At 61.8% G+C, this 18,511-nt stretch carries 23 protein-coding genes; 7 read left to right on the plus strand and 16 right to left on the minus strand.

Features of this window, described 5'->3' with window-relative positions; all coding sequences use genetic code 11:
* On the plus strand, positions 1 to 1,291 hold a 1,291-nt coding region (locus CKO15_RS09715), incomplete at its 5' end, for an HNH endonuclease domain-containing protein (protein ID WP_200195580.1).
* Positions 1,292 to 1,411: 120 nt separating this feature from the next.
* Here the strand turns inward: CKO15_RS09715 and CKO15_RS09720 are convergent.
* From CKO15_RS09720 to CKO15_RS09735, 4 genes are all read right to left on the minus strand, one after another.
* Positions 1,412 to 2,503 (minus strand): ISL3 family transposase, encoded by a 1,092-nt coding sequence (locus CKO15_RS09720; RefSeq protein WP_200195582.1) that lies wholly within the window; start codon positions 2,501 to 2,503, stop codon positions 1,412 to 1,414.
* A gap of 225 nt (positions 2,504 to 2,728) precedes the next feature.
* On the minus strand, positions 2,729 to 3,892 hold the full coding sequence (locus tag CKO15_RS09725) for an AcrVA2 family anti-CRISPR protein (protein WP_200195584.1): 1,164 nt from the start codon (positions 3,890 to 3,892) through the stop codon (positions 2,729 to 2,731).
* A gap of 2 nt (positions 3,893 to 3,894) precedes the next feature.
* Complete coding sequence (locus CKO15_RS09730) at positions 3,895 to 5,067, minus strand: HNH endonuclease domain-containing protein (protein WP_200195587.1); 1,173 nt, start codon at positions 5,065 to 5,067, stop codon at positions 3,895 to 3,897.
* Entirely contained in the window at positions 5,060 to 5,560 is a 501-nt protein-coding gene (locus CKO15_RS09735; protein WP_200195589.1) for a hypothetical protein, read from the minus strand. The genes CKO15_RS09730 and CKO15_RS09735 overlap by 8 nt, the downstream gene beginning before the upstream one ends.
* A gap of 101 nt (positions 5,561 to 5,661) precedes the next feature.
* Here CKO15_RS09735 and cysZ point away from each other — a divergent pair, with 101 nt between their 5' ends.
* Entirely contained in the window at positions 5,662 to 6,429 is a 768-nt protein-coding gene (gene cysZ, locus CKO15_RS09740) for a sulfate transporter CysZ (RefSeq protein WP_200195591.1), read from the plus strand.
* Positions 6,430 to 6,529: 100 nt separating this feature from the next.
* On the opposite strand, the gene CKO15_RS14765 is transcribed toward cysZ, so the two are convergent.
* A complete protein-coding gene (locus tag CKO15_RS14765; RefSeq protein ID WP_200195593.1) occupies positions 6,530 to 7,441 on the minus strand; it encodes an endonuclease in 912 nt (303 codons plus the stop codon).
* A gap of 207 nt (positions 7,442 to 7,648) precedes the next feature.
* On the opposite strand from CKO15_RS14765, the gene CKO15_RS09750 reads away from it, so the two are divergent.
* Both CKO15_RS09750 and CKO15_RS09755 read left to right on the plus strand, forming a co-directional pair.
* Positions 7,649 to 8,350 (plus strand): SOS response-associated peptidase, encoded by a 702-nt coding sequence (locus tag CKO15_RS09750; RefSeq protein ID WP_200195595.1) that lies wholly within the window; start codon positions 7,649 to 7,651, stop codon positions 8,348 to 8,350.
* 100 nt (positions 8,351 to 8,450) lie between these two features.
* Positions 8,451 to 8,855, plus strand: coding sequence for a NifB/NifX family molybdenum-iron cluster-binding protein (locus CKO15_RS09755; protein ID WP_200195597.1), 405 nt, complete (start codon positions 8,451 to 8,453; stop codon positions 8,853 to 8,855).
* A 61-nt stretch (positions 8,856 to 8,916) separates the two neighbouring features.
* On the opposite strand, the gene CKO15_RS09760 is transcribed toward CKO15_RS09755, so the two are convergent.
* Positions 8,917 to 9,285 (minus strand): DUF134 domain-containing protein, encoded by a 369-nt coding sequence (locus tag CKO15_RS09760; RefSeq protein ID WP_200195599.1) that lies wholly within the window; start codon positions 9,283 to 9,285, stop codon positions 8,917 to 8,919.
* Between the two features lie 141 nt (positions 9,286 to 9,426).
* Here CKO15_RS09760 and CKO15_RS09765 point away from each other — a divergent pair, with 141 nt between their 5' ends.
* Positions 9,427 to 9,693 carry a zinc-binding dehydrogenase gene (locus CKO15_RS09765; RefSeq protein WP_200195601.1) on the plus strand — a complete coding sequence of 89 codons (267 nt, stop codon included), beginning with the start codon at positions 9,427 to 9,429 and terminating at the stop codon, positions 9,691 to 9,693.
* Between the two features lie 295 nt (positions 9,694 to 9,988).
* Positions 9,989 to 10,465, plus strand: coding sequence for a hypothetical protein (locus CKO15_RS09770; RefSeq protein ID WP_200195603.1), 477 nt, complete (start codon positions 9,989 to 9,991; stop codon positions 10,463 to 10,465).
* Here CKO15_RS09770 and CKO15_RS09775 read toward each other — a convergent pair.
* Positions 10,445 to 11,416, minus strand: coding sequence for an iron-containing alcohol dehydrogenase (locus CKO15_RS09775; RefSeq protein WP_200195605.1), 972 nt, complete (start codon positions 11,414 to 11,416; stop codon positions 10,445 to 10,447). The genes CKO15_RS09770 and CKO15_RS09775 overlap by 21 nt on opposite strands.
* A 701-nt stretch (positions 11,417 to 12,117) precedes the next feature.
* Positions 12,118 to 13,425 (minus strand): RNA-guided endonuclease InsQ/TnpB family protein, encoded by a 1,308-nt coding sequence (locus CKO15_RS09780; RefSeq protein WP_338036042.1) that lies wholly within the window; start codon positions 13,423 to 13,425, stop codon positions 12,118 to 12,120.
* 217 nt (positions 13,426 to 13,642) lie between these two features.
* On the opposite strand from CKO15_RS09780, the gene CKO15_RS09785 reads away from it, so the two are divergent.
* Positions 13,643 to 13,861 (plus strand): hypothetical protein, encoded by a 219-nt coding sequence (locus CKO15_RS09785; protein ID WP_200195609.1) that lies wholly within the window; start codon positions 13,643 to 13,645, stop codon positions 13,859 to 13,861.
* Positions 13,862 to 14,060: 199 nt separating this feature from the next.
* On the opposite strand, the gene CKO15_RS09790 is transcribed toward CKO15_RS09785, so the two are convergent.
* The 8 genes from CKO15_RS09790 to CKO15_RS09825 form a co-directional block, all read right to left on the minus strand.
* The gene (locus CKO15_RS09790; RefSeq protein WP_200195611.1) at positions 14,061 to 14,948 is read right to left on the minus strand and encodes a DNA-processing protein DprA; all 888 of its coding nucleotides are present in this window, start codon (positions 14,946 to 14,948) and stop codon (positions 14,061 to 14,063) included.
* Positions 14,949 to 14,972: 24 nt separating this feature from the next.
* Positions 14,973 to 15,191 (minus strand): helix-turn-helix transcriptional regulator, encoded by a 219-nt coding sequence (locus tag CKO15_RS09795; RefSeq protein ID WP_200195613.1) that lies wholly within the window; start codon positions 15,189 to 15,191, stop codon positions 14,973 to 14,975.
* Positions 15,192 to 15,297: 106 nt separating this feature from the next.
* On the minus strand, positions 15,298 to 15,543 hold the full coding sequence (locus CKO15_RS09800; RefSeq protein WP_200195616.1) for a hypothetical protein: 246 nt from the start codon (positions 15,541 to 15,543) through the stop codon (positions 15,298 to 15,300).
* A gap of 3 nt (positions 15,544 to 15,546) precedes the next feature.
* A complete protein-coding gene (locus tag CKO15_RS09805; RefSeq protein ID WP_200195619.1) occupies positions 15,547 to 15,903 on the minus strand; it encodes a hypothetical protein in 357 nt (118 codons plus the stop codon).
* Between the two features lie 130 nt (positions 15,904 to 16,033).
* Complete coding sequence (locus CKO15_RS09810) at positions 16,034 to 16,927, minus strand: PD-(D/E)XK nuclease-like domain-containing protein (protein ID WP_200195625.1); 894 nt, start codon at positions 16,925 to 16,927, stop codon at positions 16,034 to 16,036.
* Positions 16,928 to 16,993: 66 nt separating this feature from the next.
* Entirely contained in the window at positions 16,994 to 17,839 is an 846-nt protein-coding gene (locus CKO15_RS09815) for a hypothetical protein (RefSeq protein WP_200195633.1), read from the minus strand.
* Between the two features lie 2 nt (positions 17,840 to 17,841).
* Entirely contained in the window at positions 17,842 to 17,991 is a 150-nt protein-coding gene (locus CKO15_RS09820) for a hypothetical protein (RefSeq protein WP_200195639.1), read from the minus strand.
* 91 nt (positions 17,992 to 18,082) lie between these two features.
* Complete coding sequence (locus CKO15_RS09825) at positions 18,083 to 18,367, minus strand: hypothetical protein (protein ID WP_200195644.1); 285 nt, start codon at positions 18,365 to 18,367, stop codon at positions 18,083 to 18,085.
* Between the last annotated feature and the right edge of the window lie 144 nt (positions 18,368 to 18,511).

An 18,511-nucleotide genomic window follows, 5' to 3' on the forward strand; every position in this document is an offset into this window, starting at 1 on the left:
GCGCCTCGGCGAGCCCGCTACCGAGCGCGGCATGTACGCCGTCAGCGTCGATGAGCTGCATCAGCTCGCGCGCGAGCACGGCGCTTACGTCGAGCACGTCGGGCGCAGCAGCGATGCGCTGGGTAGGACCGAGGTGTCGTGGGCGGAGGTGGCGATTCGCCTGCCGGATGACGGCACCGGAGCGCTCCCGCTGCTTCGGCATATCATCCTCAACGACACCAAAAGTTCCACCTACAAGCTCGCCCTGCTGCGCGCCTTGTGCCGGATTGCCGACGGTGCCGACGGCCTATCGACTGTAGCGGACGACGAGACGGTTCGGTTGCCCTTGGGTTTGGTGGCCCTGACCTGGGTCCGGCTCTTTATGCCGATGGTTCGCGCAGCGGTGCCTCAGCTTCCCAGACACAACGGGGGTGCGAAAGGACTGGGCTTTGCTGGAGAGGGGTTCTGCGATCTGCTCCGTCACGACGTGGCGGCCGTGGACCTACGTGTGGGTATGCGCTTTGAGGGCGTGCGTGCCGTGGCTGTCTGCAAGGCCGTACGGGAAGCGGTTCAGACCATCGCCACCATGCCGGCGCGCTACATCACCTATCCCAATGGAGGACAGGTCTTCATCCCCATTCGCGAACGGCGGCGAGGAAAAGATGCCGATCCGGTGACCGTGGACGCGCCTTTTCTGTGGCTCTTCGGTGAACTGGCGGTCCCAGAATCGCTGTGGCGAGCACTGCAGCGGTTTACCGTTTGGGTCGAGCCGGCACTGATCACGGAGTGGAAACGCTTGAGTATCGCCTACGCTCAAGCACAGGGGAGGCGCCTGTCGTCCACACAGGTCGAACCCGCCTTTGTGTGGTCGGAGCCGGAGCGTGACGTTGCGATTGCCCGTCAGCGCTTGGCTCAGTTGCAGAGTCAGGGTGCTGCACTGCGCTGCGTATGGAGCGATCGCCCGTTGCGTCCCGGGAATACCGACATTGACCACTGCTTCCCGTGGTCGGCGTGGCCCTGCGATGATCTGTGGAACCTGCTGCCGAGCCATCATCAGGTCAACCGACAAAAGAGCGCCCGCTTACCGACGGCGGGTATGCTGGAGTCCGCTCGCGAGCGGATCCAAGGGTGGTGGGATCTTGCTTATCAGCAGAGCGACACCTTGCCTGATCGCTTCCAACGCGAAGCGATGGCCAGCTTGCCGGGGCTTCACTACTCTGAACCGTCGAACTTGGACGATATCTTCTCGGCGGTGGGTCTCAGAAGGATACGCCTCAAGCACGACCAGCAGATTCCAGAGTGGGTGCCATAGCGGCCGCCCCCCTAGAATCGAAAGCTCACCGCGCCACATACGACTTTTTCTGGCTCTTCACAGATTCCGTCATGCTGATGCGTGCCTCCTCGACGCGGAAACCGCCCTTGCCACGGCCGTTCAGACCCGCACGAGCGGGTCGTTCAGGTGAAGGATCAAGAGCTTGAAGTAGTCCATGTCGCGGAAGCCGTAGGCCTGGCGCTTGAGGGTCTTGATCCGGTTGTTCAGCCCCTCGAGCGGTCCGCTGGTGATCGGGTGGTCGAAGTAGGCCAGCACCCCTTCCCGATGACGCCGGAAGGTCTCGGCGAGGCGCTCGAACGCCTTGCAGCCGCTGTGCTCGGCCATGGTGATCCACGAGTCAAGGTAGCGCTCGGCGTCTACCCGGGTGCGGATCGACCACAGCTGCCGGAGCTGCTCCTTGAGCAGGTAGGCCTGGAAGAGCGGGTCATTGATCTCGGACAGCTGCGTGAGCGCCGCCTCCTGCTCTTCCCGGAGCCGTTCTCGGCCGCGTAGCAGCAGGAACCGAGTGCCTTTGATCGCCCGGGCTTCGTCGCCGCTGAGTCCGCGCACGATCGCGCGCCGTGTCTCGTCGACCGCCTCGTTGGCCAGGGCCACGAGGTGAAAGGGGTCATTGACGATGGCCACCTCCGGACCGTAGACGGCGCGCAGTGCCTTGCGGTAGGCCGCCGACAGGTCCATGGCCACGGCCTGCAGTGGCGCCCGGGCTCGGCGCAGGCGCAGCAGGAAGGTGCGCAGCGCCTCGGCGTCCTTGCCCTCCTGGACGTGGAGGACCTGGTTGACCTCCAGATCCAGCACCACGGTCATGTACTGGTGGCCGCGGCGGATGGCGAACTCGTCGACAGCGATGTAGCGCACGTCCCGAAGTCGGCGCCGACGCTGACGCCGCGGGAGCGCGCCCTTGTGAATGCCCTTGATCACGGCCCAGTTGACCGCCGTCATTGAGGCGATCGCCTGGACCGTCATCCACTGGCATAGCTGGAGGACGAAGATCGCAAAGCTCTGCGTGTATCGCGCCTGCCCCGGGGCGAACGGCACCGGCTCCCGGCCTTGGCAGCCACAGCGCGTGCAGTGCTGACGGTAGCCATGAAGGACCACGAACTGTCGGCGCAAGCCGACCGGCGGAGCGTGGAAGCGGCGCTCGAACGGGCGCAGCAGCTTGAGTTCCACGCCCTGCCGGAGCAGTGGCGGCATCGCCGCTCGTAGCGCCTACGATGCACATGGTGGTAGACCGCACCACCGACGTACTCGGTGCTCTCGTGCTTGTAGTCGCGCAGTCCGAAGGTGTGGTACAAAAAACTGGTCGTCGCCATGGTCAAGCCTCTCCCTTCAATGGGCTGGAGTTCTTTACTTGGCTACCGTGGCGGCGACACTCCTATCTGCGCAACCCCTTCGGTGACTGCCCCCCGGCTTGTAACATCACCGTGACGGAATGTGTGATGACCCCTTTTTCTGCGCCTCCCCTTGAAGAGCTTCGGCCTTCACCAATGTCGGCGGAATCCACCCCACACGCACCTCGCGGAGTCCTTCGCCAAATCGTATGCGCCGGAAGTGGCCGCGTCGCCAGTGGGGGCGGACGCCGTTCGTAGCATCGCCTGTTGCTGCATCGGTGTCGCTTTGTGGCTCCTCGACGTAATCGGGACCGATCAGAATGCGGTCATAGGCGTGACCCTGCTGCCTCCTCAGCTTAGCCGCCTTCTTCGGCCCAAGTTGGCTCAGGCGGTGCTCTTGCTCCGTGCGCTCGGGGTAATTCCGCTGCCGCGCTTCCGGGAGGGCGATGTAAAGCAGTACTTTGGCCAGCTGATAGATGACCGGCGTGATCGTATCAGCCTCTATTTGAGAGAGTGGCGCCAAGCCGACCTGGCTCCAAGAATGCGGACTTTTGAAGAACTCGATGTGTCGCTCTAGCACCGTTCGCAGGCACTCTTCCTCATCCTGGAAGAGGAGCATAACGTCCTGAGATGCATCGTCGAGCGCATGCTGTTTGCCAACCGGAGAGCCGGTCACGACGATCTCGACCATGCGCGCCGGCTTACTGGGGTCGAGTTTTAGAACCTCGTTCCGTACCGGGTTACACAGCATCTCATGATGCGCCGGAATGTCGTGGCTGCTGATATAAACGCCCTCGCACTCGTGCAAGCCGGACTGCTTGTTGTGTACCTGCAGGGGGTTCGGGCGGGCGAATTCTATATAAACTAGAGGGTGAGGAGGACGGAAGAAGCGTACCGGCAGATCAAAACCGAGCTCTGTCTCGGCCAGCATCTCTTGCAGGGCTAGCGTAACCTGGAAGATCGGATCACCGTAGGCTCGTAGTCGAGCACGCATCAGAATGAGCACGAAGGAGCCGAGATTTCCACTCGCGTACGCGCCAAAGAGTTTGATGGCGAGCGGCTGCATGCCGGGCACTTCATTGATAATCCGCTCAGTGGTGGCCGTCTCATCGGTCAGATAGGGCCGCAAGCCCTCCATCACCCCGGCGCGCTCGAAGAGCAACGTATCCATCGGTTCACCGGAAGCGGCTTCCAGGCGAATTGGATGCGGCAACACCATGACTTTGGGATCGTTTGCGCTCTCCGGAACCATGATTATCTCTCGGCTTCTTCGTATTGCCAGTTGGGAGTGAACCCCTGATTGGAGGCCAGCGTTAGCAGGGGCGGTAGATGCTTTTCGTAGGCCTCCGCCAACTGATCATAGTTTAACAGTGAAGCGGTGGAGGGTAGATGGAGATCGGTAAGGTAGTCTTCAGCAAAACGGTTAAAGGCCTGTGGTGAGAAGGTCTTGCTGGCGATTACCAACCCGCGGTGCTGCAGGTCGACGAGGCGCTCTAGGTGTGCGGTGGCTGGGAGACAGTTCGACTTCGCTGAGTTCACAGAGGTTGGGGCTGGGACGAGGTTCCATAGCTGATTATGGACAACAAACGACCAAGGTAGGTAGTGGTCGAGGGCGAAGCTGTCAGGGGAGAGCGCTGCTCCGGAGTAGATGCAACGCAGGTCGTGCCCGTCAGGGTTCTTGAGGACTTCTCTCCAGAACCTGGTCTCCCGCGTCATGCTTTCGCGCCCCAGGGGAGGAAAGAGCTTTTTCGGGAGCCCGGGGACGCTCGGGTTGCGCCGCTGCATGTACTGCAGCCAGTGCCAAGCCGCCCATCCATGTGCCACGGAGTAGTGCTGCTCGAAATAAGCCGCCCATTCTGGGTGCCAAAAGATCGCCGTGCAGTCGCGATCGCGCTCACCGTTGAATCTATATAGCGGGCGCGCTTGGTCGAAATGGCGGTTGGCGATGCGCGGCAGTTCGCGTTCGAGTTCCATCCAAGCTCCTCGATCCACGCCGGCCTCGCGGAGCTGCGGATCCAGGAACGGTGTGATCAGCCGGTAGGGGACAAATTCCATAAGCCGCTTAGCGGTTCTGAGGTCGGTACTGGCCAGCGTCTCGCGCAACGCACGCCGATCGTTGCCGAAGAGGTTGGTTGAATCCGGGAAGTCGAGATCGAGAGCGGTGAGCTTCTGCGCGATGGTGTCTTGCGTCCCGAAAGAGAGCTTGAAGTAGCTATGCGGATACCACGCGATCGCCAGCATCTCGATAGTGATCTCGCGGTAGGCGTAGGGGCGTTCTGCGTCGAAACGGTGGCGGCGCAGCAGGTCGAGGATGGCAAGGAAGAATAAGAACTTGTAGGAGTTGGTTGTATGCCGAAAGAGCCCAGCCAGAGCCGCGATATTGAGCCCGCAGGCCTCCGGCAGTGGCGCTGGGTCGTGATCAGGCATGGCGTAATCTGCTGACGTGTGCCTCGGCCAATGCCTCAAGGCTCTCCCAAACCGCATGTAGTATCTGCGCAAGCTCAGCTTCGTAGGCCGCGCGCTGGGCGTTATCCGGCACCGCACAGCTCTTCTCTACCTCGGGCCGAGTAGCGGCGTAAGAGGAGAGAAGCGCTAGATGGATCCCGAGCAGCACCGGGGCATTGGCATCGATCCACGTCGGCACATCGTGCTCGATACGGTCCTCGAGCTCATCGGTCCATGCGTCGTAGTAGCCAAGTAGCGCCGATCGCCAGAGTTCCATGCAGACCGCATGCAGCGGGTCGGGGTCATCGTCCTGGACGATCACCATCCCGGGGGCGTCCAAGAGATTTTGGGCACGTTCAAGGATGAACCGCGCATCCATGGCGGCCAATGTCGCGAGCATCTGCTCAAGCGACGGGTTCTCCAGCGCGTTGAGTTCGGCCACGATGGTATCGTCGAGCGCTATTTGGGCGGTCATGTCGTGTCCTGGGTAATAGAGTTCAGCTTGCCGCGATGGTAGATACACGGGCAAACACTCGCAAGCAGCACCGTACCGAATCAACCAAGGGAGGCGAAGCCATGGCCACCACCAACCGCATCTGGAACGGCGTCGGCTGGTTCCTACGTGGCTTCCGGTTGGTCTTGGCCCCCGGGGTCAAGCGTTATGTGGCCGCCCCGCTGGCCATCAATGTGGTCCTCTTTGCCGGGGCGTTGATCGCCGGCGGTGTCGCGGTCTATGAACTGGCCGTATGGCTGCAGAGCATGGTGCCGGGCTGGCTGGAGTGGCTGACGTGGCTGCTGTGGCCGCTCTACATCATCGCCGCCCTAGTGGTGCTCTTCTACGTTGCCGGCTTGGTCGCCACCGTGGTGGCAGCGCCGTTCATGGGGCCACTGGCAGCCGCCGTGGAGGCGCATCTACGGGGCGAACTGCCGCCGAAACAGCGCCGCAGCCGGCTGCGGATCGTGCGCGAGGCGGTCCCGGCTGTGCTCTCGGAGCTGTATAAGCTCGTCTACTTCGTCGTGTGTGCGCTGCCCCTGCTGCTGCTCTCCCTGATTCCGGGCCTCAACCTCTTGGCGCCACCCCTGTGGCTGCTCTTCGGCGCTTGGATGCTGGCTCGCGAGTACCTCGATCCACCGCTCGGCAACCACGATCTGAGCTTTCGCCAGCAGAGCCGCGTGGTCGGCCAATACCGCTGGGCGGCGCTCGGCTTCGGTGGGGCCGCTTCGGTCGCCAACACCATCCCGCTGGTCAACTTCCTGATCCTGCCGGTCGCCGTAGCCGGAGCGACCGCGATGGTTGTCGAGGGGATGGCGGCCGAATTCGATCCCGAAGGGGCGCGATGCTGAAAGCCAATCAGTGCGCGTCGTCGGCCGTGGCCAAGCGCTGCCGCAAGAGTTCGATCATGGTGTGGGCGTTGCTCCAATTGCCTGCCTCGGGCGCCCCGGCTTACAACCGCCGATACTCCTCGATATACGGGTTGCCCATGCCCTGGATCGCACGGATACGGCGGTTCCGCTCGATCTCCCACTCATCCGGCGGAAACTGATTGTTCCACGCCGCGTAAAGCTGCTCATCCTGCCGACTCAATCGAAAGCCGTAGGTGTCGCGCATGTAGAGCATGGTTCGCGCGATGAAGCCCTTAGCATGCTGCGGTGGCTGCGCACGGCGGATACTGGCATCAATGCGGATCTCGCAGTCTCCAAATGTTTCCCCAGAGGAGATCATGCCCCAGTTAAAGTTTGAGCGCCTGCCGTTGATATAACCGACGCTCGGATAGAGGTTGTGCAAGTCGGTGTAGGCAGTCATGAAGAGCTGATCGACTCGCTGACAGCAATTGCGCCCTGAGATGACGTTACCGGTACGGGTATAGCACTCCTCAAAGTTTTCCGGCTCGCGCCAGCACTCGCGAAAATTGCCGAACTGCGAAGCCGGGAAGACGTGCTCGGCTTCAACGCGCTCCGCTCTGCTATTGCCGATCAGATGGTTCATACCACAGCTGCGCAAGTCGATCTCGTTGCTGCTGTTGAATGCGCATCTGCAGTACAGCGTCCTCGGCGAATCGTGATGCACCTCCTCGTATAGCACACGGCGTGCAACGTTCCAACTCGACGGGGTTCGCGGCAGTTCGCCAGCTGGTACGGGGTCGTAGTGCTGCGGCTCGAAGGGCCACAGGTCGTGCTCCTCAAGTAGCCTTTGCACTTCGGGGCTGAGGCCTGACAGCAGATCGCTGGACCATTCAGTGAATGATCGCCGTATGTCGGCTGCGGAATCAGCAGTCTCTTGGAGTTCCGGCGGGGCGTCTTCCAGTAAATCCCGTGGGACGAAAGACAGAGCGAGTAGGCCTGCTACGACGAACATAAACCCGTATAGGGCGAGCTTTGCAGAACGAAGGCGCGGTAACTTCGACTTCCGCTTGGGCTTGGATTTTGACCTAGACACGGGTATGCCTCCTCGATACGGGCTGATCTGATGCGCCGCGCGATTGTACTGCCTGCGTACGCACTTGGGCAGAAGATTCGCACGATGTGTAGCCTATGGCGGTGTACTTCTGCGGAGATCTTCGCCATGTGTGGCCGCTTCGCACTCGCGACACCGGTGGCCGAGATCGCTGCCGACTACTTCGGCATCGGCGGTCTCGACGCAACGGACCACGGCATTTCGTTCAACATCGCCCCAGGCCGTGCCATCGCCACCCTACGCGCCGGTGAGCACGGAGCGCCGGAGTGCAGTTGGGCTCGCTGGGGTTTCCGGCCGCGCTGGGCCGATCGGCAAGCCCCTCAGCCGATCAACGCGCGGGCCGAGAAGGCGGCGAGCAGTCGCTACTTTCGTGAGGCCTTCGCGCATCGCCGCTGCCTGATTCCGGCCAGCGGCTGGTATGAGTGGCGGCAGGAAAACGGCACCAAACAGCCGCACTACATCACGCTCACCGCCGACGCGGCAGATTCGGTACTCCTTCTCGCCGGATTGTGGGAGCCACTCGACGACCCCCCCGGCGCTTGCTGTGCCGTGCTGACCGAGCCCGCTGCACCAGCACTGGCAGCGATTCATCCGCGGCAACCGGTGGTCCTCGACCCCGCTTGCCGCTGGCAGTGGCTGAGCCCGGAGCACACCACGCGCGATGCAGTGCGCCGAGCGGCACGACGGCTGCCTACAGCACGGTTGCGCTATTGGCCGATATCAACAGCGGTGAACCGGCCGCAGAATGACGGCGAGGAATTGCTACAGCCAGAGAGAGCAGCTATCGATGGGCTCCGGGCTACAGAGTGAGCGCAAGAGCAGGTGTTATGAAATCCGCAGAGGGGTGTCTTGCCTTCTTAATGAACATATGCACATAATGAAGCCGTCCAACAAGCTAGGAGATCCTCCCATGCGCATCATCATCAGCAGCCAGAATTTGCGCACCATTACAGGCCACGCAGGCAAGACCAGACGGTTTCTAATCTTTGAAAGGGATGAGCATGGTCAAGCGGTTGAAACCGGGCGGCTGGATCTGCCCCGGGAGCTTTCGCTGCACGAATATGAGGGAGCTGACGCAGAACACCCTTTGTTCTTGGCACAGCCTACCGCGCTGATCACGCAAAGCGCCGGTCCCCGGTTTTGCCAGCGGCTCGCGCGCAATGGGGTGACCGTGCATCTGACCAGCGCCACGGACCCTCAGCAAGCAGCGCAGACCATACTCAGTGGCGAACCCCTACCAGAGCCGGAGGAAGAATCTCATCATTCCCACGGGCACGGGCGTGGTCACCATCACCATTGCCATCATCACGGATAACCCACTCGACGAGCTGGTCACACGGTAACTCGAGGCGGCCTAGCATGGTGAGCGCCTCCAGTTACCGCTCCTCTTCGAGGTCCGCTGGCTGATCGCACACGGGGCACACCTTAAGCGTTTTGCAAGTGCTCTCTGCCCGCTCGTCCCTAGGCAAGCCCTTGCTGATACGGATCGCCTTGCCGCTCAGTAGCGCATCTGCCACTTTGCGTCTTCCGGAAACGAGAATTCGTGAAAAGGTGGAGCGGGAAACCCCCATGGAACGGGCGGCCTCCTCTTGGTACTGCCCCTCCAGATCGGCCAGCCTCAGGGCCTCCACCTCCTCCATTTCTAGTACCGACTCTTCAAGTTCCCGCAGGGGAACACCGGCAGGCTTGAAATAGGAGCAGTGGGGAGTACAACGGATTCGGCGTGGACTTCGAGGTCGGGGCATGGGTATTCAGGAACGCACCAATGAGGGACCGACTATATCACGGCTTTAATAAACAGGTGGAGCTTAGGGGAGCACGATCCACAAGATAGCAACGGCGACTCTCGCCGCAAGGTCCCGGGCTGATCGGCCACCTACGGCCGCTTGGTCACCATCCTCGCGCTGCCGGAAGAGATGGACTGGCCGCACGCCCGGCTCCACAACCTTACCGTGGTACAGGAACTGATGGTGACGCCGATGGCCCTTGGCGACGATGCAGGACGCCGACAGCAAACCGCGATCCTGAGTGAGTGTGCCAGCCGGCTTGCCGACGGCCGCCTGCGTGTCCATGTCGCCGAAACCTTCCCCCTGGAGCGCGCTGCCGATGCCCATCGACGCATTGAGGGCGGTGGTGTGATGGCAAGCTGGTGATTGTCGCTGGCAGTGGCTGAGCCCGGAGCACACCACGCGCGATGCAGTGCGCCGAGCGGCACGACGGCTGCCTACAGCACGGTTGCGCTATTGGCCGGTATCAACAGCGGTGAACCGGCCTCAGAATGACGGCGGGGAACTGTTAGCGCCGGCGGAATTGTCTACAATGTAGAGCAGATACACTTTGTCGTCGCCGCGCGATTGTATAGCGGCTTTCATTCACATGCCCACATGAGTTGAGTGTTTTTTAAGATGATCCTCGAATTGAATGCCTTGCTAAAAGAGAACCGTTCCCATGAAAAGAGAAGAGCAAGATTTCGGCGAAAGACTGCACCAGATAAATTTTAGATTTGACGTGTTGTTCAAAACGCTTGAATCTGAGCTAACCCACGGCTCGGCCACAGAAAGGACAATGGCCGCGCTAAGTGAGGCGTACAGCAGCTTGCACCAGCTCTACGACGAAATAACCGAAATTGCAGAAGATGCTCTGATTGAGGGACACCGCCACTTCAATGCCATTCTCAGCGAAGAGAGGGCGGCACGACGGCAAGAACTCAAGGCGCTGATCGCCGAAAACAGCGCCCTAGTCGAACAGGGCTTATGCGACTATCGGGCAGCGCAGGAACGTGGCGAAAGCGCACCACAGCTGATGCACAATATCATCGGCACCCAGCATGCCATCAAAAACTTGCGAGAAGAGCTGCTTGATCTCAACGGTGCAGAGCTGCTCGAAATCCGCCACGATGCCACTCTAGGCGGCAGCACCCACTAAGCCCGCCTCAATGCCCTCCCCGCACCGCCGCGTACCGCTCGATCTCAGCCAGACGCTGCGGCCCAATCCCATCCACTGCCCGCAGCTCAGCCATATGCGGGTGATTGGCCGTAGCGCGATGATCGCCGCTGCCCGTTCCGGACCGATGTGAGGGATCGCCTCCAGCTCTGCGGCACTGGCAGTATTGATATCGAGGCGGTGGCTGCCGGCCCGCGCTGCCGGATCGCCCGGATCCTCGTAGAGCGGCAGCAGCGCATCCCGTACCCGGTGCAGCCCATCCATAGCCAAGGCCGCACAGAGTGGATTCGCGCGCGTCGAGACCAGAGACTCCAGCAGCTGCGTGAGCGCATCCATGCCGTTAGCCGCCAATACCGGCGGCGGACAGCTCTGCAGGAAATCGGGATCGACCAGTGCATCGCGAGCGACCAGCGACTCGTCCCGGAAAGACTTTTTGTAACCGCCGTCGCCACGCTGGCTTAGTACCGCATTTTTGGTCGCCTCCGACCCGGTGCCGGCCGTGGTCGGCAGCGCAATGAACGGGACTGCCGGCCCTCGATAGGGGTGCTCGGGGCCGACCCCCTCAAGGTGATCCAGCACCGAGTTGCCCGGCCGCAACAGCCCCGCAATCGCTTTGCCAGCATCGAGCGCACTGCCGCCACCGATGGCAACGACCACATCGATCTCGGCTTGGTGGTAGGCGCGCACTGCCGCGTCGATCTGCTCCGGGCTGGGCTCGTCGGCGATGGCGACCCTCTCCAGGGTGACGCCAGCATCGACGAAGGCGTGCTCCAAGTCGGCCCAGAAGGGGCCGCTGCGCAGCGAAGAACCGCCGGTAACCAGTAGCGCCCTTCGCCCATAGCGAGCGGCGCAGGCACCCACCTTGTGCCGTACCCCGCTGCCGAAGGCGATACGGGGTAGGCGTGCGATCGAAAAGGGGGAGCATTGATCCATCGTTCAGCCGTGCTCTTCTCTGCAGATGCTCCGACCTTAGCTTGACGCCCTCGCCCCCGTCCAATCGAACGTCGGTTGCAGTGGTGTGCCGACCGCAGCCTGCCCCCGCAAGCCCAGAGACTCATCACGCCATGAATGGTCGTAGCCGTTGCCTCAGCGGCAACCTCTTTGCGGGATTGGCGCTTAAGACACGCCAGATCGAGGGGCGATTGCTAGGGCAGCGCCGCGAAACCGACCCATAACGGGCCGGTACTCGCCGATCCGCGCACCCTGGAGGGGAACAGCCCCGCTGCCGCGGGGAACATTCCGCTTGCTTCTATTTTGCCGCGCTACTACACGGTTCAGCCCTGCCGACGCGGGGAACACGCAGCAACCCAAGGCTAACGACGGCAACTCATTCTATCAACCGCCACAAGACGTTCGCGCGAAGCGGTGCTTGGCGCTTGCGCCAGGGACCGCGGAGCTGGCTAAGCCTCCGAGCCTGGCGTTAGCCTGGCGAGACCTTGCGGAGTGAGCTGGGCCGCTCTGGCGGCCGAGCGAGCGGAGTATTGGTCAAGTGATCGAGCCGTGCGCGAGCCTGGCGAGGCGTTAGTGTCCGACCTTGGCGGCTATCGGCGGCGCCGGGGAGCAGCCTCGGTCTCGCGCGGTGCGGCGCTGGGCTTTGACTTCCTCCTCGCCCTAAAGGACGAGGATTCCGGCGCTCACGCAACCGGTCTCTCGTGTTGACCGAGAGGATTTCGAGCGTCCACCCAGCAGTGCTTGGTCCACTGCCGGACTTCAGGCCCGGGGGCGGCCTCCGCCCCGTCCCGAATTGATCCGGGTGTTTTTGGAAAACTGCAGGCAGGGGCGTTCATGCGCAGGATGTTGCGCGAACCCGCCTGATCGCTGTGGATCCTCAATGAGCAATCTCGGCAGCTTAGAACGTGCCTCGGGTGGCGCTTTACGTTCCGGCTGCCGCACTCGGGGCAAGTGCTGGAGCTGCCACGCTCACCGCTTCGAACCACCTGGATACCGGCTCGCGCACAGTGCTTCTCCAGAATGTGGAGTACCCGAGAAAAGCCCCAGAAGTTATGGATACGCCCGTTCCAGGTCGCCCCATAGTTCTTGTCGCGACGGATATCCTTCGGCCAGCCGACATAGACGGTGCCGACCCGATGGGCCGCGAGGGTACGGACAATCCGGGCAGCTTGTGCTTCCCAGGCGTGCTCCAGCCGAGTGCTGCGCCGCTGGTGCATACGCCGAAGCCGCTTCGAGGTCCGCTCTGCCTTTGGCCGATGCGCCAACTCTTGCTGGTGGGCTGCGATCTGCCGGCCCCAGTAATCCCAGTCCTTGAGCATCTCACGGCCAATGAAGTGGATCGAAGAACCCACGCCATCGATGGAAACGCTGGCTGCCACACGGACACCCAGGTCGATAGCAGCTTCCCTGCTTCGGGGCTTTAAGGCATTGTCCGGCTGATCCACCGTGTACCGGAAATACCAGCGGCCCCGGCCCGGATCATGAGCCATCTCCGCACGCCCTTGTTTGCCCCGATAGCGCTGCAACCCACGATGGGGCAGCCGTAGCCGCCCGTGGCCACCGCGCCGCAGGTCGGCCGGCAGGGTCATCTCAACGCATTGGGCATCAACAGCGTAGGAGCGGGCACACTTGATCGGAATCCAGCCATCAGGCCGTGATCCATCACGCGCCTTACGGTAGCGAGGCAAACCGGGCTTGTCACCTAGATCGCCTCGCTTCCATAGTGCTCGAAGCCCAAAATAGGATTTCCAAGCTTCATGAACCTTTTTGATGACTTCCTGGCGAATGTCACTCGGTAACGCCAAGAAGTTCTCATCATCTCGCATCAGCGCACACAGATCGCCATACCCTGGCACTTTGTGGCCACCAAAAAAACGCTGCCGACACTGGTAATTGGTTGCGTTCCACAATGCCGAACACCGCACACCAATTACGCGCAGAGTGCGTTCCTTTTCACGACTTGGCAGCATGCGAAGACGATTGCATTTCATGGGGTTGTTATATCACAAAGCAAAGAAAACCACTTAATGATTGCAAGCAGCGCTATCCCTCCTCGCCCTGAAGGACGAGGCTTCCCGCGCTTTTATGGTGAGCCGGTACATGCGCGGCAGATCGACCGCAGGACGTGACAGATGCAAAAAGGGGCAATAGTGTAGGGGAATAAGTCGTTAGGGGGGTGGGTTCGTCCACCAGACGAGGGTGCCGCCGATGAGCAAGGTGAAGAAAATAGACGTTGAACGGCTTCTAACGATGGATCGCCGCGAACGCGCACTGGAGGAGCAGGAACGGCAAAACTCCGAGTGTCCTCGCGCAGAAGGTATGACTGAGAACGGCGCCGAAACCAGCGGTGAGCTCGGCGGCCGGCAATACGCCGGCTACGGCGCTACGCGCAGCGGCCGAGGCGCTGGAAGCAGCGCTAGCGAATAAGATCGCCAAAGCAATTCGCTCGCCGCTGGGCACTGGGCAGCCGGGGAAAGCGCCCGGCTGCCCTAGTGCATAGCGTGGGGGTCGTTCGCTGCGGTCAAGGCCGCTCCGCTCGCTCTCACGCCCGCTGCAAATCCACGCCAGCACCGGCACCGCGGCTGCAGTTCCGCCGTACTCAGCTCGCTTCGGGCGTGACCGCTGCTCACTCCAAATGCTCCAGCAGTTGCCCCGGCTCCCGTAGCCGGATCGCGCCTTGCGCCTCCAAGCGCGCGGGCCAGCTGAGCTGGGGATCCTGAAAGCAGCTATCGAGCACGAAGAGCGTGCGCCCCTGCGCCAGTGCCGCCCGAGCTTGGGTTAGTGTCCCGGAGCGTTCGCTTGCCTCGACGATCACCGTGGCCTGACTCGACACCGACATGGTGGCGTTGCGCTCGGGGAAGAAACGGCGATTCTGCTCGATCCCCTGCCGCTCGTGCCGGAGTACAGGCACCTGGCTGATGACCAGCTGCTCACGCATCAGCCGCCGCTGCAACTCGCTGTTCTGCTGCGGGTAGCATACGTGTAGCGGCGTGCCGAGTACCGCAATGGTGGCACCGTCCGCCTCCAGCGCTGCGCGGTGCGCTTCGGTGTCGATGCCGCGAGCCAGCCCAGAGACGACAACATAGCCGTGCTCCGCCAAGAAGCGTGCCACCTTGCGCGCGCGCTTGCGGCCGGCCTCGCTTGGCTCGCGCGTGCCGATGACGGCAACCGACGGGACGGCGAGCAACTCCCGGCGACCGCTGTAATAGAGTAGCGGCGGCGGGTACTCTGCATCGTGTAGCTGCAGAGGGTAATTGGCACTACCGTGGAGCAGTACATCGAAGTCGTCGACACCGCTGGCGTGAATGGTCTCGATAGCCTGTTGTGCGTGCGCATAAGCCTGCTCGGTGTTAACGAAGTCGGAGAGCCGCGCATCGGGGTCGTGATTGGAGATCTGCGCTAGCTCTTTGAGGGTGGTCTTTTCTGAACAGCACAGCGCCTCGTAAGCGCCGAGCTCGACAAGCGGCGAGATGGGCGCCGACCTTGTTTCCTGCTTACTGATATTGAGCGCCATCTGCACCGCTTGCCCTCCTCTCCGCTACTGCATCAGCGCGCCGGCGGTAGGCCGTGCCGCTAACCAAGCCTCGATTTCGCTCTCGCGCCATCCCACCGCCCGGCTGGTGATCTGCACCGGGCGTGGAAAATCACCCCGGTTGATCGCGTTGTAGATCGCTGAGCGTCGCAGCCCAACCAGGACTTCGACTTCCGGCCGCCGCAGCAGCCGATCACGGGGTTGCTGTTGGGTTTGGTGTCGCATGATTACGCTCCTTGTCTATTGATGTGCCAGCCACCGTGGCCAGCGCGCTTCCGTGCTTGCTGCCCGCGGCCGCCGCGCAATTGCAGCGACCGCAGGCACTCTCTACCTACTCCAGATGATCGCCAGCCCACGCCAACGGCCAACCGCGGGCCTGGCAAACAGCGGCCTGCCAGTGCCCATCGAGTCGGTGCCACGCCTCGAGTGGGTCGCGGTACCCTATCGGCAGCAGCTCGTAGCAGCCGGTAGCGAGCGCGACGTAGCAGCGCTCTCCGGTGCTCAGCCCGCTTGCCGCGGCGTGGGCCTCGATGCCGGGACTCAGCTCAACGATTCGATCAATGATGTCCTGATCCATCCGTTATGCTCCTGTCGATTGGTTGCGGAGTCCGTTCAGCTCAGTGAATCGAGGCTCGAGGAATCGCAGCGCTCGTGACTTGTGCGCACGCGGCGGCAGCTGATGCCACTGCTCCAGCAACGACCGCGCCGAGTGCTCCCACTTTTTTGCTCGTTCCAAATAGAGCTGCGACCAAGCCAACTCCTGCTGATACCAAGCGATCGTGGCCGAGGCCTCGTACAAGCGCTCTTGCAGAACGGCCGCTTGTGCGGCGTGGTAGCCGGGGGTCGGCTCGTAGAACTCATCATTCTGTTCCTGCAGCTGTTGTTCAGCCGCTAGGCCGCACGCCTCTGCTTCCCAATCAATTGCTCGCATATCCATCGCTATTCACTCCTTTGCACTAGATAAGCCGCGCCGTTGCGCAGCACCACATCACATCCCAGCCCCCGAGCCATGGCCCATAGGGCCATGACCGGGGTATGGGGCACTACCCGCGCTAAGACACGCACGGTTAAAACTCCACTTCTTCGATGATTTCCTCATCTGTCGCGCGCTGCGTGCGACTCCACCAATCCGGCAGCGCCATCCGCATGACCGTTTCCGAGTAGCCGGGCCAGTAGTCCCGTGTCTGGCACTCGGCGTAGAGTGCCAAGGCCTGCTTGTAGAGCTTGCGGCCCTCGTCGATCAGCGCGTGATCGGCGTGGTAGACGGCTACGGCGTAGGGCGCCTCAGTCTCCACCGCGATCCAGTACCACGGGTGGTAGTCCCCGGTAGCGACCTCGATCAGATCGATATAGAACGCCGCTTGTACGTGGTATTGCAGCGCCAAGATTTTCCGCCTGAATCCCTCCGGGCTGGCGTCGGTGGTCGTCTTGAGGTCGACCAAGGCCCGCTCACTCCACCAATCCGGCCGCACCTTGAGCAGCAGATCGTGAGTACGATCGAAGTCGAATACGCTGATCTCTGCTGCTCCCTCCTCCGCTAGCAGCTTGCGCGCAGCCGAGTGGCCGCGCACGGCTCCGGCAATTGCTAGGGCGCGGTCACACTGTTCTGCTGTCAGTACCGTGCGCGAACCGGCTTCTTCTTGGAACGTCGCCCAAGCCTCTTTGCCGGCCTTCGTGCGCCGGTCGACCTTGGGCGCCACGATGTATTCCTGCTCCCACTTGCCCGGCTCAAGCACCGCGCTGTGTACCGCGGTGCCCAGCTGCATCGCCGGCGTCGGCGAGGTTTCTTGGCGCTGCGGATCCAGGTGCCGGCTCCAGCAGTGAAGCGGTGAGCGCAGCAGGTCGCGCACCTGGCTGGAACTGATCCCCTCGGCGCCGTGGTAGACAGCGTTGGGCATGCTGGAGTAGATTCCCGCTTGTGGGGCGGTGCTGTTGAATGCGTTAGCGAAATACGGAATCATCAGTTTTCTCCTTGTGTGGTGGTTGCTGACGCCCCGTGGCCAGACAGGGCGCCAGCGGTAAAGGCACTAAGCGGATTCAGCGGCAACCGCCTCCGCCCATTCAGGCAGTTTCTTTAGTAGTCGCTCATGAAGTGCCGGCGTCACCGCCGATAGGCTGTCGACGCCCCCGCGAGTTGCGCGCACGACCCAGCTCCGCACCCGTTCCGGATCCAGTTCCAGTTCTTCAATGCGCCGCTCCAGCGCCTTGAACTGATCGGCGCTGATGGTCTGAGGTGGTGTGCTGTTGTGCGCCGGTTTGGCGGGCTGTGATGGTTTAGCGGATTGCGTGCTCGGCTCTGCAGGCGTGCCAGCGATGTCCTCCAGATCCTGGGTGAAGACCTCCGACAGCCCTGCCATGCGCAAGGTGGCATCGATGTGGGCCGACTTGGCCGCCATCTTGAGCGCCTTGTTCAGGTCGCCGTAATCCTGCTTGAGGCTGCGCGCCCCGACCCCATCGGCTACCACGTTGCCGCTGCTGTCCTGCAACTCGCAGCGCAGGATGATGTTGCTTAGCGCAATGCCCTGGAGGGCGGTCTGTTCGTACTGCGCGAGCGTCGGGTAATGCACTGTAATCCCGAGCATGCCGCAGATCTTTTCCGCGCCAGGCTTGAACAGCGACGGCTTGGAAGGACCGCGACGAGTTTGGATGCGGCCGTAATCGACTCCCTCAACGAGGGCTTCTGCCACCCACTCCATTAGCGCTTTGCGATTGCTGCGGCGGCGGTCAAGACCGGCCTGGAAATGCTCGGTTGGCATATCCAGCGGGTTGGCTGTAGTGACGATACCGTTGCGGGACGGCGCGGCCGCCGCTGCAGGCATGTGCTCGGCGTGCTGGGCGCCGACTCGTTCAATCACTTCCCCTACGTGTTCCATGCTTATTCCCCTTTGATGTCTTGGATGCTGTCTGCCAGTCGATCGAGCTCTTTGCCGATGTCAGGCCTTAGAAGCGCCACCGTGCGCATCATCTCGGCGGTCTCTTCCTCCAGTCGCCGCGCCTCTTCTTCTTCCAACATCAGTTGCACCATCGTGTCAGAGTCCATAGCGCACCTGTATATTTCGGTAATAATATACCTCTCAGACATATTTGAGGTGCTAAAAAATGCGCCTGTAGCCCGTTCAAGCGACCGCGGCCGTTCTGGTGCGCAGCGCACGCACTTTGCTGAGCGTGGCAGCGAGCTTCGTGGTGCCTGTTGGCTCTTCAAGGCTAAAGTGCTCATTTATGGGAAGATCGGTTATCCAATTCTCGGAATGGATGTAATCGGTTGTAGCTGGCGCTACGAAAGCGTGGATCCAGTCGACGTGCCCTGAGTAACTGACAAACCCGTGGTACTCGCCCTCTGCCGTCAACCCTATGCACTCGGTAACGAGCGCGTGAATGAGTTCCATTTGGTGTGGTGTCATCTCAACCTCCTAGCGCCTGCTCGGCGCCCATCATCAAGATCAACAACAACAGCCAGCTGGTGGCCCCTAGTGCAGTACGCATTGTTTTCACCTCCCCCCAAAAAATACCTATAGGTGTTATTATTGTGCGCTGTCCCTCCCCTA

Origin of the sequence: Halorhodospira abdelmalekii, from assembly GCF_016583625.1 — a bacterium.
Classification (GTDB): Bacteria; Pseudomonadota; Gammaproteobacteria; order Nitrococcales; family Halorhodospiraceae; genus Halorhodospira; species Halorhodospira abdelmalekii.

Excerpts from the sequence above, each read along its gene's own strand:
- CKO15_RS09815 (WP_200195633.1), bottom strand. The coding sequence starts at position 17,839 with ATGGAACACGTAGGGGAAGTGATTGAACGAGTCGGCGCCCAGCACGCC.
- CKO15_RS09750 (WP_200195595.1), top strand. The coding sequence starts at position 7,649 with ATGTGTGGCCGCTTCGCACTCGCGACACCGGTGGCCGAGATCGCTGCC.
- CKO15_RS09795 (WP_200195613.1), bottom strand. The coding sequence starts at position 15,191 with ATGCGACACCAAACCCAACAGCAACCCCGTGATCGGCTGCTGCGGCGG.
- CKO15_RS09760 (WP_200195599.1), bottom strand. The coding sequence starts at position 9,285 with ATGCCCCGACCTCGAAGTCCACGCCGAATCCGTTGTACTCCCCACTGC.
- CKO15_RS09780 (WP_338036042.1), bottom strand. The coding sequence starts at position 13,425 with ATGAAATGCAATCGTCTTCGCATGCTGCCAAGTCGTGAAAAGGAACGC.
- CKO15_RS09805 (WP_200195619.1), bottom strand. The coding sequence starts at position 15,903 with ATGGATATGCGAGCAATTGATTGGGAAGCAGAGGCGTGCGGCCTAGCG.
- CKO15_RS09720 (WP_200195582.1), bottom strand. The coding sequence starts at position 2,503 with ATGCCGCCACTGCTCCGGCAGGGCGTGGAACTCAAGCTGCTGCGCCCG.
- CKO15_RS09810 (WP_200195625.1), bottom strand. The coding sequence starts at position 16,927 with ATGATTCCGTATTTCGCTAACGCATTCAACAGCACCGCCCCACAAGCG.
- CKO15_RS09730 (WP_200195587.1), bottom strand. The coding sequence starts at position 5,067 with ATGCCTGATCACGACCCAGCGCCACTGCCGGAGGCCTGCGGGCTCAAT.
- CKO15_RS09825 (WP_200195644.1), bottom strand. The coding sequence starts at position 18,367 with ATGACACCACACCAAATGGAACTCATTCACGCGCTCGTTACCGAGTGC.
- CKO15_RS09725 (WP_200195584.1), bottom strand. The coding sequence starts at position 3,892 with ATGGTTCCGGAGAGCGCAAACGATCCCAAAGTCATGGTGTTGCCGCAT.
- CKO15_RS09755 (WP_200195597.1), top strand. The coding sequence starts at position 8,451 with ATGCGCATCATCATCAGCAGCCAGAATTTGCGCACCATTACAGGCCAC.
- CKO15_RS09785 (WP_200195609.1), top strand. The coding sequence starts at position 13,643 with ATGAGCAAGGTGAAGAAAATAGACGTTGAACGGCTTCTAACGATGGAT.
- CKO15_RS09790 (WP_200195611.1), bottom strand. The coding sequence starts at position 14,948 with ATGGCGCTCAATATCAGTAAGCAGGAAACAAGGTCGGCGCCCATCTCG.
- cysZ (WP_200195591.1), top strand. The coding sequence starts at position 5,662 with ATGGCCACCACCAACCGCATCTGGAACGGCGTCGGCTGGTTCCTACGT.
- CKO15_RS09770 (WP_200195603.1), top strand. The coding sequence starts at position 9,989 with ATGAAAAGAGAAGAGCAAGATTTCGGCGAAAGACTGCACCAGATAAAT.
- CKO15_RS09820 (WP_200195639.1), bottom strand. The coding sequence starts at position 17,991 with ATGGTGCAACTGATGTTGGAAGAAGAAGAGGCGCGGCGACTGGAGGAA.
- CKO15_RS14765 (WP_200195593.1), bottom strand. The coding sequence starts at position 7,441 with ATGTTCGTCGTAGCAGGCCTACTCGCTCTGTCTTTCGTCCCACGGGAT.
- CKO15_RS09775 (WP_200195605.1), bottom strand. The coding sequence starts at position 11,416 with ATGGATCAATGCTCCCCCTTTTCGATCGCACGCCTACCCCGTATCGCC.
- CKO15_RS09735 (WP_200195589.1), bottom strand. The coding sequence starts at position 5,560 with ATGACCGCCCAAATAGCGCTCGACGATACCATCGTGGCCGAACTCAAC.
- CKO15_RS09800 (WP_200195616.1), bottom strand. The coding sequence starts at position 15,543 with ATGGATCAGGACATCATTGATCGAATCGTTGAGCTGAGTCCCGGCATC.